We start from the raw sequence: 14626 nt of genomic DNA on the forward strand, positions 1-14626 counted from the left end.
TGGAGCACAGGCGCAGCTCCGAATGTAGCGCAAAGTGTACTGGCGCGAACCTGAACGCGGCCTTAACCGGCGGTTGTGAGCTAAGTCATTGTTTCCATGAGCCAGAGGTCCGTCATCCGCGTCAGGCCGCCCGCAGACTTGCGCGCACTTCGCTGCCCAGCCAGCGTATCGATGTTTCGATGGCCTCGGACCATGGATGCCCAAAACTCAATCGGACGAAATTCCGGTAGCGGGTCCGCGGTGAGAAAATCAATCCAGGGGCGATACTGATTCCCTGCGCGACTGCACGGTCAAACAGCTCCTCTGAATCGACAGTACGTGGCAGCTCCAGCCACAATACGGAACCGCCGACCGGTTGCGACGTTCGGGTTTCCGCCGGAAAGTACTCGGCGATAAGTGCTGCCATCCGTTCGGCATTGCATTGCAGTACCGGCCGCAAAGCCTTCAGGTAGCGATCGTAGTCGCCACTGGCCAGAAACTCGCTCAAGGTCAGTTGTTGCAGTAGCCCGGACGAGCATGAGAACGAGCGTTTCAGGCGCTCGATCTCTGCCGTGTAGCGGCCGGCGAGCAACCATCCAATGCGATACCCGGGCGCGGCCGTTTTGGAGAATGAGCCGCAGGTCAGTACCCGGCCCTGGCGGGAATGGAATTCTGCGGGCTTGGGGCGAAAACCATCGAAACGAAGATCGCCGTAAACATCGTCCTCGATCAATGTGATGTGGTGACGCTCGATCATGTGCACGAGTTCCCGGCGATGATCGTCAGGCATGGTGACCCCCAGCGGATTGCTTAGAGTCGTCGCAAATATGCAGGCCTTGACCGAATGTGCACTGAGCGTTTTCTCGAGCGCTTCGAGCTGCACACCTTCCTTGGGGCAGGTCTCCACTTCGATCGCCAACATCCCGAGACTGTCAATCAGCTCCAGCAGGCCGTGATAGCAAGGCGATTCGACGGCTATCACATCGCCCGGTTCGGCGACGGCTTTCAGTGCGAGCAGCAGCGCTTCCTGACCGCCGTTCGTAATACAGATTTCGTCGGTGTTGACGTCGCTGCCGATTGTGTCGAGGTAACGATAGGCGATCTGCCGGCGCAGGCCGGGGTCACCCAGCGTATGGGCGTAACTCAGAACACGACCGTCAGTCCTTGCCATGACCCGTTTCATCGTGCGATTGAGACTTTTCGCGGCCGGTCGGGCCATGGTTGGGTTGGCGATACCGAGTGGCACAAGCCGGGTGCTGTACAGGCCGTCAAACACCCGTTCAATCAGCGAACGGCAGGCCACGGGGGTGGGCTTTGCCGCTGGCCGGAACGCGGGGCTCGGCCGGACGAGTTCGTTGGCCGCACGGGCGCGGACGTAAAAGCCAGACTGCGGTCGCGACTGCACCCGGCGCTGACGCTCGAGTTCTATGTAGGCCTGGCGGACGGTCGGTACACTCACGCCGATCTGCTCGCTCATGCGTCGCAGTGACGGTAATCGGTCGCCTGGACGCAGGGTTCCGGTTTCGATTTTATCGGTGATCAGGTCGATAACCTGACGGTAAAGAAAGTCCCCGTTCTGCTTGTCGACCGCGAGCATTACTGTTCACCTGACATTTTAGAAAAACTGCATCTGTTATAGCTTCACCCGCAGCTTATAGTCAAGCACGGTCTGGCCCCGCCGGGGCGAGGAGAACTTGAATGAACACAACGGTGTGCAACTGCGAGCAAGCGGCCATGGTGGCGAAGCTGGGCACCTTTCAACGGATTTCGTGGCGACAGGCACTGCGTGGCTTGCTGTCGCCGGCGATCCGGATGCACCGGTATCGCGAATTTAACGCTCGCCTGTTGCGGGATGCCTATTGCAAACTGGACGGCTGCGACAAGCCTTAACGGAAACATCGGGTGAACAACACTTTACTGTACACACTGACAGTCCTTATCTGGGGCTCGACCTGGCTTGCCATCGAGTTCCAGCTCGGTGTGGTGGCAACAGAAGTGTCCGTCTTTTACCGCTATGTCCTGGCCTCCGGGTTGCTGTTCGCGTGGTGTTACCGTGGGCGCAAACGTCTGCGATTCGGTGCTGCGGCACACCTGCGATTCATGTTGCTGGGCCTGCTGATGTTCAGCCTTAATTACGTACTTGCGTACCGCGCGCAGGTGTTTGTGACGTCTGCATTTGCGGCCATCGTGTTCTCGACCATGCTGTGGATGAACATGATCAACGCGCGGCTGTTTTTCGGCGCGAGGAGCGACTGGCGAGCGATCGGTGGCTCCTTGCTGGGTATCGCCGGCATTGTCGTGATCTTCTATCCGCAGATAGAGGCCCTCAGTCTCAACGACGCGACAGTCTACGGTACGCTCATCGCGTTGCTTGGTGCGTTGCTCGCTTCGTTCGGCAATATGGTGTCCCAGGATGCGCAAAGTCGCGGCCTGCCGATTTTGCAGTCGAACGCCTGGGGCATGGCATACGGCGCTCTGTTTACAGGGCTGATCGCATTGAGCATGGACAGTGGGTTTGTCTTTGACTGGCGTCCCGCGTACCTGGTATCGCTTATTTACCTGGCCGTGATTGGCTCGATAGTCGCGTTTGGTGCTTACCTGACGTTGCTGGGAAGAATAGGCGCACACAAGGCGGGCTATGCCACCGTCTTGTTCCCGGTGGTTGCGCTAACGTTGTCAGTCTTGTTCGAGGGCCTGAACATCAGTGCCAGTCTGTTGACAGGTACGCTGCTGGTATTGGCCGGCAATGTCTTCGTATTGCGCGCGAGAAAAAGGCCTGCGGCACCGGATTCGTCGGCGCCGCCACTGACAGCGCCGCAATCACGGGCACCGAAACCGCCACTGATCTGAGCCTATTTGTCGTTGCCACCGTGCCAGGCGACGAAGCGCCAGCCGTTGTCTGAACGCACGAGGATGTCGCTGTAACGCCCACTACTGAACTCGACATCACCGCCTTTGACTTTATTTGCGGCAGTGTAAAGGTAATGCACCACGGCCATATCACCGTGGATGACGATCGCCTGCGGGTATAACTCGAACTCAAGCAGCTCGGATTGTCTCGAGTTGAATTCATTCCACAGGCGGGTTGACGCTTTGTTGCGAGGAGCCGGCGAGTCCGTTGGCCAGCCGACAAAATCGGCAGACAACAATTCATCGACCCAATCCTTGTCGCCGCGCTTCTCGGCACGCCACTGCTGTTCAACCATTGCCCACACCGCAACTTCATCATCGCTGCTCTGGGCTTCCGCCGGTAATGCAGCGAACAGCAGAAGGGTATACAGCAGGGCGCTAAGCTTGTACGTGGTATGCATCACACGATCCTCTTGACGGAACTCGGGAGCCTGAGCCGAGTGTAGTCGCATTTGCTCAGCGGACCAAATAGGGCGCTTTGTGGCGGAGTGTTGCCTGCAAGGCTGACAACAGCGTGGCCACCTCGGTCGAAAACGTCGACGGTCCGTAAATGGTTTGCAATTCATGCGCTGACAGGTAATCCGGATGGTGGAGCTCAACAATGCTTGCGTACCTGTAGTCCTGACCGTCGCGCGATACTACGAAATCATAGGTATGCAGGGCTATGTCTTTCGGCTCCGGCAGTTTCATCAGTGCACCGACGGTTGTGTCGTGGGCTGCCAGATCGAATGGTCCTATGTACGTGCCGGACTTGCGAATGGCCCAGCCAGCGTTGCGAAACGTTGCCCCGATCGAGCCGCCGGCCACGATCGTTCGATGCGGCTCCAGTAGCGCGTCTGGCAGATCGTCAGCGTAACGAACCACGGCCATTGTGCGGGTGACCGGGCCACTGTCATCAGTGCTTTCGAGGCTGCTCATGCGCCACTGCTCGTCCTGATACATGACCCGGACGAAGTAGTTGCCGAACCGGGATTCGATACGTTCGCTGTTCAACAAGGGCGGAGCGGTAGAACAACTGGTGAGCAGCAGGCTGGTTGTCAGTACGGCAAGCATGCCAATACGCCGGTCTTTCATATGCAGCAGGCTTCCGGAGGGTGACTGGATTTTCATGGGCGCAACTTTACCTTGCTTTGCGCTTTGTTGCCGCCCGTCATGGCTCATCACCGGGCTGGTGCGGGTATACTTGCCGGACATTTGATCCGCGAGCGACAGAATGACCGATATTCTCCAGTGTTATCGCTGTGGCGCTGCGCTTGAGGCGCTGAGCCTGCCGTTGTCGCGTCAGGACCAGTGTCCGTCGTGCGGGCACTATGTGCATGTTTGCAGGATGTGCCAGCACTTCGACCGGGGTGTCGCTCGCCAGTGCCGCGAAGACGATGCCGAGGAAGTGATGAACAAAGTGAACGCGAACTTCTGCGACTGGTTTGCGCCGGCACCGGGTCGGTACGTCGCGGCCGACACTGATCCGGCGGCGAGCGCGAACGCGGCTTTGGACTCGTTGTTTGGCGATGGTTCGCTGTCGAATGAAGAACACGACCCGGCCCGCCAGGCTGCCGAAGACCTCTTCCGGAAATAACGATCGTGGCTCTGGAAAACGAATTCAAGCGCGAGCATGCCCTGGTTGTTTTGTCGGGTGGGCAGGACTCGACTACCTGCCTCTACTGGGCGTTGGCGCGATTCGGCGAGGTTCAGTGCATCTCCTTTGACTATGGTCAGCGGCACAGGATCGAATTGCAGTGTGCTGAACGTATCGCCGCCAGGGCGGGGGTACCGCAGGTGCTTATTCCCATGAATACATTGGCTGCACTGGGCGGCAATTCGCTGACAGACTCGAGTATCGCCGTTGGTGCTGAGGCAGAGCCGGAGACGGGCTTGCCAAATTCGTTTGTGCCCGGTCGAAACCTGCTGTTCCTGACCGCGGCGGCGGCTTTTGCCTGGCAACGGGGGATCCATCACCTGGTTACGGGCGTTGCCCAGACGGACTACAGCGGTTATCCGGATTGCCGCGAAGAAACCATTGCGGCATTGCAGTCAGCGCTGCGACTGGGCATGGAAACCGAGGTCACAATCCACACGCCGTTGATGCACTTGTCCAAGAAGGAAACGGTTCTGCTTGCCAGAGACGAAGGTGCGCTGGAGGCTATGGCGGATACCCATACTTGCTACAACGGTGTTCGTCCTCCCTGCGGGGAGTGTCCGGCCTGCATTTTGCGTGCCCGCGGTTTCGCTGAGGCGGGTATCGCTGACCCGCTAGTCGCGTCGTGACGTATTCGGTCAAAGAACTGTTTTTCACCTTGCAGGGTGAAGGTGCGCATGCCGGACGGGCCGCAGTCTTTCTTCGTTTTGCGGGCTGCAATTTGTGGTCTGGACGGGAAAAAGATCGCGAACGCGCCGTGTGCCGGTTTTGTGATACCGATTTCGTTGGCACCGACGGTGAAGGTGGTGGCAAATTTGTCGATGCGGATACTTTGGGCGATGCCGTCATGCGCTGTTGGCCGACGGACGCCGGTGGCCAGCGCTACGTGGTCTGTACTGGCGGGGAACCGATGCTGCAACTGGATGTTGCGGCGATAGACGCGTTACACGCCAGGGGATTCGAAGTCGGCGTGGAAACCAACGGTACCTTGCCGGTGCCGAAACAGGTTGACTGGATTTGCGTCAGTCCCAAAGCGGGAGCGACTGTGGTGCAAACGCGTGGCAACGAACTGAAACTGGTATACCCGCAAGCAGAATTGTCAGCTCAACCCGATCAATTTGAGAAGATGGCGTTTGAACATTTCTATCTGCAGCCCATGGACAGTCCTGAACGCGCCGCCAATACGCGCCTGGCAACGGAGTATTGTCTACGCAATCCGCGGTGGAAACTGAGTCTGCAGACGCACAAAATCATTGGTATACCGTGAGGCCTGTTTGCAAATGCTGAACCACCGGGTCGTCAGTCGCATAGTGGCAATTGGCTTCGGGCTGTTGCTTGCCATGTATTCTTACCAGCGAATTACTGACCCCTTGCCGAAAGAACAAAGGCGGCAGGAAGAGCAGGTGGTCATGGCCGCACGGGAGATACTGCTGTCCTATGTCGGCAGGGAACGCACCGTGGATCTCGTCGACCCGGTAGCGCCAGATCGCAAGGTCGGCAAAGTCTATATCTATCCGACTGACGACGGCTGGCAAGTATCCGGGCACTACCGCCGCGACAACGAAATGCGTTGGCACCCCTGGCTGATGACATTGAACAAGCAACATGGATTAATCGCACTGGATGTCCAGGACAGCTCGCCCGATCTGGTTTCCATTGCAGCCGTCGACCCGGTTTTCACGACGAAATAGTTCCGGCCAGGCCCTGACCGCAAAAAAAATTGGCAAACGTTACAACGTTTTTGCGCCTACGTGCATCTCATTGGCAAACCGAATGAATGCAGTCATAGCGAATCATCCGCTACGTAGAGGGAACGACTCTGAAAATCGCCGATACCTCTGGGCAGGACGTTGCCATAGAACGTGGCCGTAGCCTGCGAACACCGCTGCTTGGCGGTGCTGTTTTATTTGCGCTGCTGGCGCTTGCCTGGATAGCCGTACCGGTTGTTGAGCGCTGGGCCAATGCCACGGTAACCGTGCCGGCGGATCGATTGCGAATTGCACAAGTGGACCGGGGAACATTGGTGCGCGATGTGTCAGTGCAGGGCCGGGTGGTCGCCGCTGTCCGGCCGACCTTGTACGCGCCCGCCGCCGGCACAATCACGCTCGCGGTCAATGCGGGCGTTGCCGTCGAAAAAGGCCAGATTCTGGCACGAATCGACAGCCCTGAACTGACCAGCGAGCTCGATCAAGCTCGCTCCACGCTTGAACAACAAACGGTTGAACTCGAACGTCAACGTATCGAATCCCGGCAGCAGCGCCTCGAAAAACAAAAGGAAGCCGATCTGGCTAACGTTCGACTCGTAGCCGCAAACCGTGAGAAGCGGCGAGCGGACGCGGCCAATGCGGTGGGTGTCATAGCCGTCCTGGACTTTGAGAAAGCACAGGATGACCTGCGTAACGCTGAACTGGCGCATCAGCATGCCGTGGCTGACGCCAATCTGTTTGCCGAACGAATCGCTTTCGAACTGCGGGCGGCAGAACTCGCTCTGGCCCGACAAAAATTGCGGGTCGATGAGTTGCAACGGCAGGTAGACGGACTGGTCATTCAATCACCCGTTAGTGGTGTCGTGGGCGATTTGCTGGTCGAACAGAAAGCAGCAGTGGCTCGGGATACGCCGGTAATGGCTGTTGTTGACCTGTCGCAGTTCGAAGTCGAAGCCCTGGTACCGGAAAGCTACGCGGATGATCTTGCGCCAGGTATCAGTGCAGAAATTGTGGCGGGCAATTCTCGTTATTCGGCAACCGTCGTCGCCGTGTCACCCGAGATTATTGGCAATCAGGTTAGCAGTCGACTGCGTTTCAGCGACGGGATGCCACCCAATATTCGGCAAAACCAGCAGCTAACAACCCGCATTTTGCTTCAGGAACTGGATGGCGTGCTGATGTTGGCGCGTGGCCAGTTCCTGGACAGCGGCGCCGGGCGTATTGCCTACGTACTTGATGGCAATGGTTTGGCTGAGCGCCGTTCCATTGAACTGGGTGCGCGCAGCCTCGGCGCTGTGCAGGTCGTTAGCGGGCTGTCCGAAGGCGACCGCGTCATTATTTCCAGTATCGATCAATTCAGGGGCGCCGAGATCGTCCAGATTACCGACTGAGCCAGCACGTACAGGAGTAGCGAAATGCTGAGCATGAAAAACCTATCCAGAATTTACCGCACCGACACCGTGGAAACGCACGCGCTCAGGGACTTCTCGCTTGAAGTAGGCGAAGGGGAGTTCGTCTCGGTTACCGGCCCGTCCGGTTCCGGTAAGTCCACGTTCCTCAATATCGCCGGATTGCTGGAGGAATACACGGACGGTTCTTATGAACTCGACGGCCGCAATGTAGCCACGCTTAACGACCGGGAGCGGTCACGGCTCAGGAACGAGAAGATCGGTTTTATTTTTCAAAGTTTCAACCTGATTCCGGAGCTGGATGTCTTTGACAACGTGGATGTTCCGCTGCGCTACCGTGGTTTCACTGCGTCGGAGCGTGCGCGTCGAATCGAAAAAGTGCTCGATACGGTCGGTCTGGCATCGCGGCGCAAGCACTTGCCGTCGCAATTGTCCGGCGGGCAACAGCAACGCGTCGCCATCGCCCGGGCGCTTGCCGGTGAGCCGCGCTTTCTGCTTGCCGACGAACCCACCGGCAATCTGGATTCCAGGATGGCAGACAGTGTGATGGATCTGCTGTGTGACATTCACAGCAAAGGGACAACCATCATCATGGTGACCCACGAGCCGACGCTGGCGACCCGCGCGGAACGCAATATTTTTGTGCGTGACGGTCAGATTTGCGTTGGTGAGTTGCCCCTTGAACTGGCCGCCGCAGCAAGCGCCTGAGGTATCGCAATGTTTGCCTATTATCTGAAGCTTGGCGTACTGAGCATACGCAAGAATCCAATTCTGAGCGGGTTGATGGTAGCGGCCATCGCTGTGGGCATCGGGGCTTGCATGAGCATGGTGACCATCTACTACATCATGAGCGGCAATCCGATTCCGCAGAAATCGTCGCAACTGTTCTACGTCCAGCTTGATAGCTGGGGACCGGATGAGCCGGCCAACGAACCGAACGAGCCGCCCGATCAGGTTACGTACCTGGACGCGACAGCACTGCTTGCAGCAGCTAAAGCACGGCGTCAGGTTATCAGTTACTCGTCGAGTCGAATTGTCGAGCCGACCGACGACGACGCACTGCCTTTCAGTATCCCGTCACGCAGTACCAGCCGCGAATTTTTTGCCATGTTCGATGTGCCTTTCCTGTACGGCAGCGGTTGGGACCAGGGTGCAGATGATGGTCGCGAGTTTGTTGTTGTGCTGTCCCGCGAACTGAACGAAAAGCTGTTCGGCGGTGAAGACTCAACAGGCCGCCAGGTGCGCCTGAACGGCGAGTTGTACCGGGTTACCGGTGTTATCGATGACTGGTCACCGGTACCGAAGTTCTATGACGTGACCGTTGGTGCGTTTAACGATGCGGAATCACTGTTCCTGCCATTCAGCACCAGCGTCGCTAATGAGATGTACAACAATGGCAACACCAATTGCTGGAAACCGATTCCCGACGGCGGCTGGCCAGCCTTCCTCAATTCGGAATGCGCCTGGATGCAGATGTGGGTTGAACTCCATGGTTCGGAGGAGTACGCCGAATATACGGATTTTCTGAACGCCTACGTGGAATCCCAAAAGGCGGTAGGTCGCTTCCCGCGACCGCTTAACAATCGGCTGCGCAGCGTAACTGAACACTTGCAGTATCAAGAGGTGGTGGATGAAAGCGTCCGCATACTGTTGGTGTTGGCGGTGCTGTTTCTGCTTGTTTGCCTGCTTAACACTATTGGACTGTTGTTGGCGAAGGTGCTGCGACGGTCGGGCGATATAGGCCTGCGTCGCGCCCTTGGCGCTTCACGGCGCACGGTGTTTACCCAGTACATCGTGGAAGCCAGTCTTATCGGTGTTAGCGGCGGTGTGCTGGGGGTGGGACTGACCTGGCTTGGTTTGCAGGGCATACGCAATCTGTATTCAGGTTTGGACTTCATTGGGAAGCTGGTGGTTATGGACTGGGTCATGGTCCTGGCCGCCGTTACTCTCGCAGTATTGTCATCACTGGCGGCGGCGTTTTACCCGACGTGGAAAGCGTGCGCGATTCAGCCCGCCAGTCAGTTAAAAACGCTGTGATCAGGCAGCCCGGATCAGCGTTGGAGAATAAGTCATGAACATAGGACCGATCTGGCGCGCATTGATGCGCAGCAAGTCAAGCTACATTCTGATCGCTTTGCAGATTGCGGTAACGATGGCGATCATCGTCAATGCGATTGCGATCATTCAGGAGCGTTCACGGCTGATGTCACGGCCCTCCGGCGTCGATGAAGATAATATCTTCTACATTTCGAGCCATGCTTTCGGTAAGGACGTCAATTATCGGTCATTAATTGAGAATGACCTTCGCGATCTGCGTGCGTTGCCGGGCGTGGTCAATGCGATCAGCACCAACTCGGTACCGCTGCGCGGTGGCGGCTGGTCCATGGCTTTGTCCCGAGAGCCCGGCCTTTCCAGCGACGGGAGTAGTGTTGCGCTCTATTTTACCGACCAGAACGGTATAGAAACACTGGGCGTGAATCTGGTTGAAGGCCGCAATTTCCGTGAGGACGAGATAGTCTGGAGTGATCCGCAAAGCAACCGGCTGCCCGCGCAGGGAATCATCACGCGTGCAATGGCTGACACGTTGTTCCCGGATGAGAGGGGCAGCGTCGTTGGCAAAACGGTGTACATCAACGAAAACGACCCGGTGCAGATCATTGGGATTGTCGAGCGCTTGCAGGCGCCTTGGAACGGTTGGGATGGAGTGGAGCGCTCAATCCTGATGCCAATGATTCGGCAGGACCCTTACGTACGGTACGTCATTCGCGTAGAGCCGGGCTTGCTCGATTCGATGATGCCCAGAGTCGAGGAAATGCTGGCCACAAGCAACCGGAGTCGAATCGTGGAAAGAATGCGCACGATGAACGAGACCCGCCGCCGCAGTTATCTCGGTGATTCAGCGTTGGTGACCCTGCTGTCGTTTACCGCGCTCCTGCTGACGGGAATAACCGGCCTCGGAATCGTGGGTCTTGCGAGTTTCAATGTGAGCCGGCGGACCCGGCAGATCGGAACCCGCCGTGCGCTGGGCGCAACCCGTGGCTCTATCCTGGCTTATTTCATGCTGGAAAATTTTCTGGTCAGTTCCGTTGGGATCGCGGCGGGTGCAGTGTTAAGCGTGGCGCTGAATGTCTGGATGGTGCAAGCGTTCGAACTTACCCGCATTTCCTGGTACCTGATACCGGCGGCCATGCTGATGCTCTGGCTCGTCGGCCAGATAGCGGCGGCGGGGCCGGCGCGCCGGGCCAGCCTGGTACCGCCTGCCGTAGCCACCCGGGCGGTTTGATGCGCCCTCAGGCGTCGCCGAGCAGGGCGGCGCCTGTTTCTTTTGCCGCCCGTTCATCTTCCTGTTGCCACTGCACTACGTTCAATTCAATGAAGACGAACGCGACCAGCCAGAGAAAAGCATCCCAGAAGTCGACAAAGTCGCCTTTGAAGCCCCAGTAAACAGCCGCCAGAAACAGCAAACTGTACATGACGTATTTGGCGCAGTTACTCAGTGTTTGAATACGTCCGTGCAGGCGTTCGCGGGTCTGCAGCTGCACGTCCATTTCAAGTACAGCCACGACCCCAAGCCAGACACCGGCATTGATGACGTCGACCCAGGCGAGGCGGAGGATTTCCCGGTAACCGTCGGTGTCGACCAAGGCATTCATGCCATAAAAACGCACGAATTGATTGCTGCTGGTGAACGACTCGCAGGTGCCGGCCGTGATCATTTCGTACTGGTCGAGATCGGTGGCGTAGGCCCAATTCTGCACGGCGGATGCACACAGATCGGTAACTGCCGTGAACGGGGTGACCTGCATCAGAAAGAGCAACTTGGTCACATAACCGAAAAACGCGTAGCAAATAACCGCGTAACACAGCACTCGCAACAGTTGCAGTACCCAGCCGACGAAGCGGGTGATATGACGATCTTCAAGGACGTAGGTTTCGAGCTCAAACATGAGCAGCAGCACGACCCAGGCGGCCGTGTCGATCGTTGCCGCAAAGCCTTCGATGATATCCGCGAACGCTATTCCGTCACCGAAGCGCAGTGCAGAGGCCGCCCATTCTTCGTTGAAGAATAGCCAGACGTTGAGCGTCAGCAGTCCGTAGACCGTGTACTTGAAGGCTCTAAACAGTTTTGACTGGCCGGCTACCAAACGAGATACGTTCCCAGGAGGGGCAAGACTGGCGCTGATTGTGCCAGTTCGGCTGTTCTGTCTCCACTGAAAATGGCCTTCACTTAAGTATCCGCCTCATCTTGTTCGGCGCCCGCATAGTAGATCCATACGTTTTCCTCGCCGGTTAGCAGTTCGATGTATTTGGGGTGCACGAACAGCGTTTCGCGGCCGGATTTGAGTTCGCGGAGCACGCCTATGTCGCACAACTGCTTCAGGTACACCGACGCCGTTTGCCGTTTCGCAACCTTGGCGGATACCAGGGAGCCAATGCGGCAATACGGTTGCTTGAAGAGCTCCAGGACGAGTTCCCAGGAATAAATCTTGGGCAGTTTCAACTGCACGTACTCCGCGGTGTGTTGCATCAGCTCACGGATAGCTTTGATCTTGTCTGTGGTCCAGACGCAGGTTTCTTCGACCCCTTTGAGCATGAACAGGATCCACGCCTCCCAGGCCTGATCGCGGGTGACTTCCAGCAACAACCGGTAATAGTCGCTCTTGTGGCGAATAATGTAGCGGCTGAGATAGAGAATAGGGGAATCGAGCAATCCCTGTTCGACGAGGAACAGGATGTTCATTATTCGCCCCGTGCGGCCATTGCCGTCCGCAAAAGGATGAATGGCCTCAAACTGGTAGTGCTGCACGGCCATCCTGACCAGTGGGTCAATGTCTTCAGCGCGATGCATGAAGTCTTGCCAGTTGTCGAGCAGCGCTTGCAGACGCTTCTGGCCTTCCGGTGGCGTATAGATGACCTCGCCGCTGGCCCGGTTCTTCAGCGTTAGACCAGAATCTGCACGAAGATCAAGCTCTATGTCTTTGATAGTACTGCAGATATGTATAGCCATATCTGTCGATAACATGCGCCGCTGGACCATCTTCGAGCCTTCGTATAGCGCTGAACGGTAACGCAGTGCTTCTTTCGTGGCGGCGTCTGCCTTGTCTTCAGCGATATCGGCAAACTCGAACAGTTTGTCGGTGGTGGTGACAATATTCTCGATTTCGGAGCTGGCTCGCGCTTCGAGCAAGGGCAGTGCATTGACCAGTACGGCCGAATTGGGGATTAACTCGGCTGCTTGCTTCAGCTCGGCGAGGGCCACTCTGGCGTCGATACAGCGCTTGAGTATGGGAGTGGATTCGATCTGCCCGACCATGGGCGGCAGGGGTGGCAAGTCGTTGTACGGTTTGGCCGGATCGAACTGCGACATGCGGGTCTCCGCGAGTCCGGGCGAGGCTCGGACAGCTATTGGTCGATAAAAGGTCGGGTCGTCGACATATTCGTTCCGAATGTCGATGCGATCGACCTGTGAGGTAAACGTGTCGAAATTGTCATAAAATTTCGACACGAATGCAGTATAGGTTGATCGCATCGACACATCCGTGACCCAGTCGACGGCCAGCGGCACCCGCAGCAGGCCGCCGTGCCCCGGTTGCATTATGTCTAATCGCCGGGGTGGGCTGCGGCGTAGTCCATGCTGAAGCCAACCAGTGCACGCACGCCGGTGATCAGGGCGCCTTCGTAGGCATCGAATTTGGGCGAATGATTGGGCGAGGCCTGACCTGCGGCGACCCCGGGCTGGTTGACGCCCAGCATCAGGTACAAGCCCGGAATGCGTTTCTGAAAGAGTGAATAGTCTTCCGCGCCGGTAATGGGCGGGTGCTCGAGTACCTTCGATGGGCCGGCGGCCCATTCGAGCGTGGGCATCATGGTCCGCAGCAACACGGGGTCATTACTGGTCACCGGGGCATAGCCGTCGATCGTAATCTCCGCGGTGCCTCCGGCGGCTTCAGTGATGCTGGTGACAGTGCGCCGCAGTTTTGCATGCAGTTCTTCGCGTACCCCTTCGTCGAACGTGCGGATAGTGCCGGCCATGGTGACTTCGTCGGGGATGATATTGCCGCGCACGCCACCGTGGATAGAGCCGATCGTGATGACCGCCGGGCCGCGGGTAATGTCCAGCTGCCGCCCGGGTATGGCTTGCAGAGCGGTCATCACCTGTGCCGCGATGTAAACAGGGTCTACCCCTGCCCACGGCGCCGAGCCGTGGGTCTGTTGTCCTTTAATGGTGATTTCCAGGTTGTCCGCTGCGGCCATGAACCCGGCCGAGCGGTAGTTGAGCGTTCCAGTCGTGATTGGCCAGGCGTGCAAGCCGAAGATGGCAACCGGAGCGTCCGGGCCGTCAAGTACGCCTTCCTTGATCATGAGGGCCGCGCCACCTTCTTCTCCGGCCGGTGCACCTTCTTCGGCTGGCTGGAATATGAATTTGACGGTGCCGGCCAACTGCTCGCGGTGTTTGGCCAGTACGGAGGCTGCGCCCATTAACATCGCGACGTGGGTGTCATGACCGCAGGCATGCATGACCGGGACATCCTGGCCGTTGAATTCACCGCGCGCCTTGGAGGCGAACGGGAGTCCGGTTTGTTCCTGTACCGGCAAGCCGTCCATGTCGGCGCGCAACGCAATGACCGGACCGGGTTTGCCGCCGCGGAGAATGCCGACTACCCCGGTGTGCGCCACACCGGTCGTGACGCTATCGAAATTCAGGGCACGCAAATGCTCGGCGACGATTCCCGCTGTACGGAACTCCCGGTTGGACAGTTCCGGGTGCTCGTGCAGGTCCCGGCGCCACGCGATCACTTGTGGCTCGATTTCAGCCAGTGAAGCTTCGAGCTGCGGTTTGGCATCCTGAGCCAGAGCACCAAACGCAAGTCCACAAAACACGGTAACGGTCGTCAGTCGTAGCATGGCATGCCTCCGCAAGAGCCAGATGTGGCGTCACTATAGCAGTCGTCGGGTACCGCGTAGAGCTTGGACTCCGTGCCAGC

At 57.8% G+C, this 14626-nt stretch carries 16 protein-coding genes; 10 read left to right on the top strand and 6 right to left on the bottom strand.

All coding sequences use genetic code 11. The annotated features are described in order from the left end of the window. Positions 1 to 121: 121 nt before the first annotated feature. Positions 122 to 1576, bottom strand: a complete 1455-nt coding sequence (locus tag BA177_RS08640) for an aminotransferase-like domain-containing protein (protein WP_068615435.1) — start codon at positions 1574 to 1576, stop codon at positions 122 to 124. A 101-nt stretch (positions 1577 to 1677) separates the two neighbouring features. Between BA177_RS08640 and BA177_RS18580 the strand changes: the two genes are divergently transcribed. Both BA177_RS18580 and BA177_RS08645 read left to right on the top strand, forming a co-directional pair. Further along, positions 1678 to 1869 (top strand): hypothetical protein, encoded by a 192-nt coding sequence (locus BA177_RS18580; RefSeq protein WP_156762752.1) that lies wholly within the window; start codon positions 1678 to 1680, stop codon positions 1867 to 1869. Between the two features lie 12 nt (positions 1870 to 1881). Next, complete coding sequence (locus BA177_RS08645; RefSeq protein WP_068615438.1) at positions 1882 to 2829, top strand: DMT family transporter; 948 nt, start codon at positions 1882 to 1884, stop codon at positions 2827 to 2829. Between the two features lie 2 nt (positions 2830 to 2831). On the opposite strand, the gene BA177_RS08650 is transcribed toward BA177_RS08645, so the two are convergent. Together BA177_RS08650 and BA177_RS08655 are read right to left on the bottom strand one after the other, a co-directional pair. Next, positions 2832 to 3290 carry a nuclear transport factor 2 family protein gene (locus BA177_RS08650; RefSeq protein WP_068615440.1) on the bottom strand — a complete coding sequence of 153 codons (459 nt, stop codon included), beginning with the start codon at positions 3288 to 3290 and terminating at the stop codon, positions 2832 to 2834. A gap of 55 nt (positions 3291 to 3345) precedes the next feature. Continuing rightward, the gene (locus tag BA177_RS08655; RefSeq protein ID WP_068615442.1) at positions 3346 to 4083 is read right to left on the bottom strand and encodes a hypothetical protein; all 738 of its coding nucleotides are present in this window, start codon (positions 4081 to 4083) and stop codon (positions 3346 to 3348) included. Between the two features lie 19 nt (positions 4084 to 4102). Here BA177_RS08655 and BA177_RS08660 point away from each other — a divergent pair, with 19 nt between their 5' ends. The 8 genes from BA177_RS08660 to BA177_RS08695 all read left to right on the top strand — a co-directional run bounded on the left by BA177_RS08660 (position 4103) and on the right by BA177_RS08695 (position 10923). Continuing rightward, entirely contained in the window at positions 4103 to 4465 is a 363-nt protein-coding gene (locus BA177_RS08660) for a hypothetical protein (RefSeq protein ID WP_068615445.1), read from the top strand. 11 nt (positions 4466 to 4476) lie between these two features. Next, complete coding sequence (gene queC, locus BA177_RS08665) at positions 4477 to 5154, top strand: 7-cyano-7-deazaguanine synthase QueC (protein WP_068619131.1); 678 nt, start codon at positions 4477 to 4479, stop codon at positions 5152 to 5154. Continuing rightward, the gene (queE, locus tag BA177_RS08670; RefSeq protein WP_068615447.1) at positions 5151 to 5792 is read left to right on the top strand and encodes a 7-carboxy-7-deazaguanine synthase; all 642 of its coding nucleotides are present in this window, start codon (positions 5151 to 5153) and stop codon (positions 5790 to 5792) included. The genes queC and queE overlap by 4 nt, the downstream gene beginning before the upstream one ends. Positions 5793 to 5805: 13 nt before the next feature. Beyond that, entirely contained in the window at positions 5806 to 6216 is a 411-nt protein-coding gene (locus BA177_RS08675; protein ID WP_068615449.1) for a hypothetical protein, read from the top strand. A gap of 299 nt (positions 6217 to 6515) precedes the next feature. After that, positions 6516 to 7622, top strand: coding sequence for an efflux RND transporter periplasmic adaptor subunit (locus BA177_RS08680; RefSeq protein ID WP_197493397.1), 1107 nt, complete (start codon positions 6516 to 6518; stop codon positions 7620 to 7622). 24 nt (positions 7623 to 7646) lie between these two features. After that, positions 7647 to 8348, top strand: coding sequence for an ABC transporter ATP-binding protein (locus BA177_RS08685; protein ID WP_068615453.1), 702 nt, complete (start codon positions 7647 to 7649; stop codon positions 8346 to 8348). Between the two features lie 9 nt (positions 8349 to 8357). After that, complete coding sequence (locus BA177_RS08690; RefSeq protein WP_068615455.1) at positions 8358 to 9677, top strand: ABC transporter permease; 1320 nt, start codon at positions 8358 to 8360, stop codon at positions 9675 to 9677. A 34-nt stretch (positions 9678 to 9711) separates the two neighbouring features. Next, positions 9712 to 10923 (top strand): ABC transporter permease, encoded by a 1212-nt coding sequence (locus BA177_RS08695; protein ID WP_068615457.1) that lies wholly within the window; start codon positions 9712 to 9714, stop codon positions 10921 to 10923. 7 nt (positions 10924 to 10930) lie between these two features. Here BA177_RS08695 and BA177_RS08700 read toward each other — a convergent pair whose 3' ends face one another. The 3 genes from BA177_RS08700 to BA177_RS08710 all read right to left on the bottom strand — a co-directional run bounded on the left by BA177_RS08700 (position 10931) and on the right by BA177_RS08710 (position 14546). Beyond that, on the bottom strand, positions 10931 to 11785 hold the full coding sequence (locus BA177_RS08700; protein ID WP_068615459.1) for a hypothetical protein: 855 nt from the start codon (positions 11783 to 11785) through the stop codon (positions 10931 to 10933). Positions 11786 to 11868: 83 nt separating this feature from the next. Continuing rightward, the gene (fic, locus tag BA177_RS08705) at positions 11869 to 13008 is read right to left on the bottom strand and encodes a protein adenylyltransferase Fic (protein WP_068619133.1); all 1140 of its coding nucleotides are present in this window, start codon (positions 13006 to 13008) and stop codon (positions 11869 to 11871) included. A 233-nt stretch (positions 13009 to 13241) separates the two neighbouring features. Then, a complete protein-coding gene (locus tag BA177_RS08710) occupies positions 13242 to 14546 on the bottom strand; it encodes an amidohydrolase (protein ID WP_068615461.1) in 1305 nt (434 codons plus the stop codon). Between the last annotated feature and the right edge of the window lie 80 nt (positions 14547 to 14626).

Source organism: Woeseia oceani (assembly GCF_001677435.1).
Taxonomy (GTDB): Bacteria; Pseudomonadota; Gammaproteobacteria; order Steroidobacterales; family Woeseiaceae; genus Woeseia; species Woeseia oceani.

What these genes read in the sequence shown, in the direction of transcription:
- BA177_RS08640 (WP_068615435.1), bottom strand. Translation starts at nt 1,576, where the DNA reads ATGCTCGCGGTCGACAAGCAGAACGGGGACTTTCTTTACCGTCAGGTT.
- BA177_RS18580 (WP_156762752.1), top strand. Translation starts at nt 1,678, where the DNA reads ATGAACACAACGGTGTGCAACTGCGAGCAAGCGGCCATGGTGGCGAAG.
- BA177_RS08650 (WP_068615440.1), bottom strand. Translation starts at nt 3,290, where the DNA reads ATGCATACCACGTACAAGCTTAGCGCCCTGCTGTATACCCTTCTGCTG.
- BA177_RS08655 (WP_068615442.1), bottom strand. Translation starts at nt 4,083, where the DNA reads ATGTCCGGCAAGTATACCCGCACCAGCCCGGTGATGAGCCATGACGGG.
- BA177_RS08660 (WP_068615445.1), top strand. Translation starts at nt 4,103, where the DNA reads ATGACCGATATTCTCCAGTGTTATCGCTGTGGCGCTGCGCTTGAGGCG.
- BA177_RS08675 (WP_068615449.1), top strand. Translation starts at nt 5,806, where the DNA reads ATGCTGAACCACCGGGTCGTCAGTCGCATAGTGGCAATTGGCTTCGGG.
- BA177_RS08685 (WP_068615453.1), top strand. Translation starts at nt 7,647, where the DNA reads ATGCTGAGCATGAAAAACCTATCCAGAATTTACCGCACCGACACCGTG.
- BA177_RS08690 (WP_068615455.1), top strand. Translation starts at nt 8,358, where the DNA reads ATGTTTGCCTATTATCTGAAGCTTGGCGTACTGAGCATACGCAAGAAT.
- BA177_RS08695 (WP_068615457.1), top strand. Translation starts at nt 9,712, where the DNA reads ATGAACATAGGACCGATCTGGCGCGCATTGATGCGCAGCAAGTCAAGC.
- fic (WP_068619133.1), bottom strand. Translation starts at nt 13,008, where the DNA reads ATGTCGCAGTTCGATCCGGCCAAACCGTACAACGACTTGCCACCCCTG.
- BA177_RS08710 (WP_068615461.1), bottom strand. Translation starts at nt 14,546, where the DNA reads ATGCTACGACTGACGACCGTTACCGTGTTTTGTGGACTTGCGTTTGGT.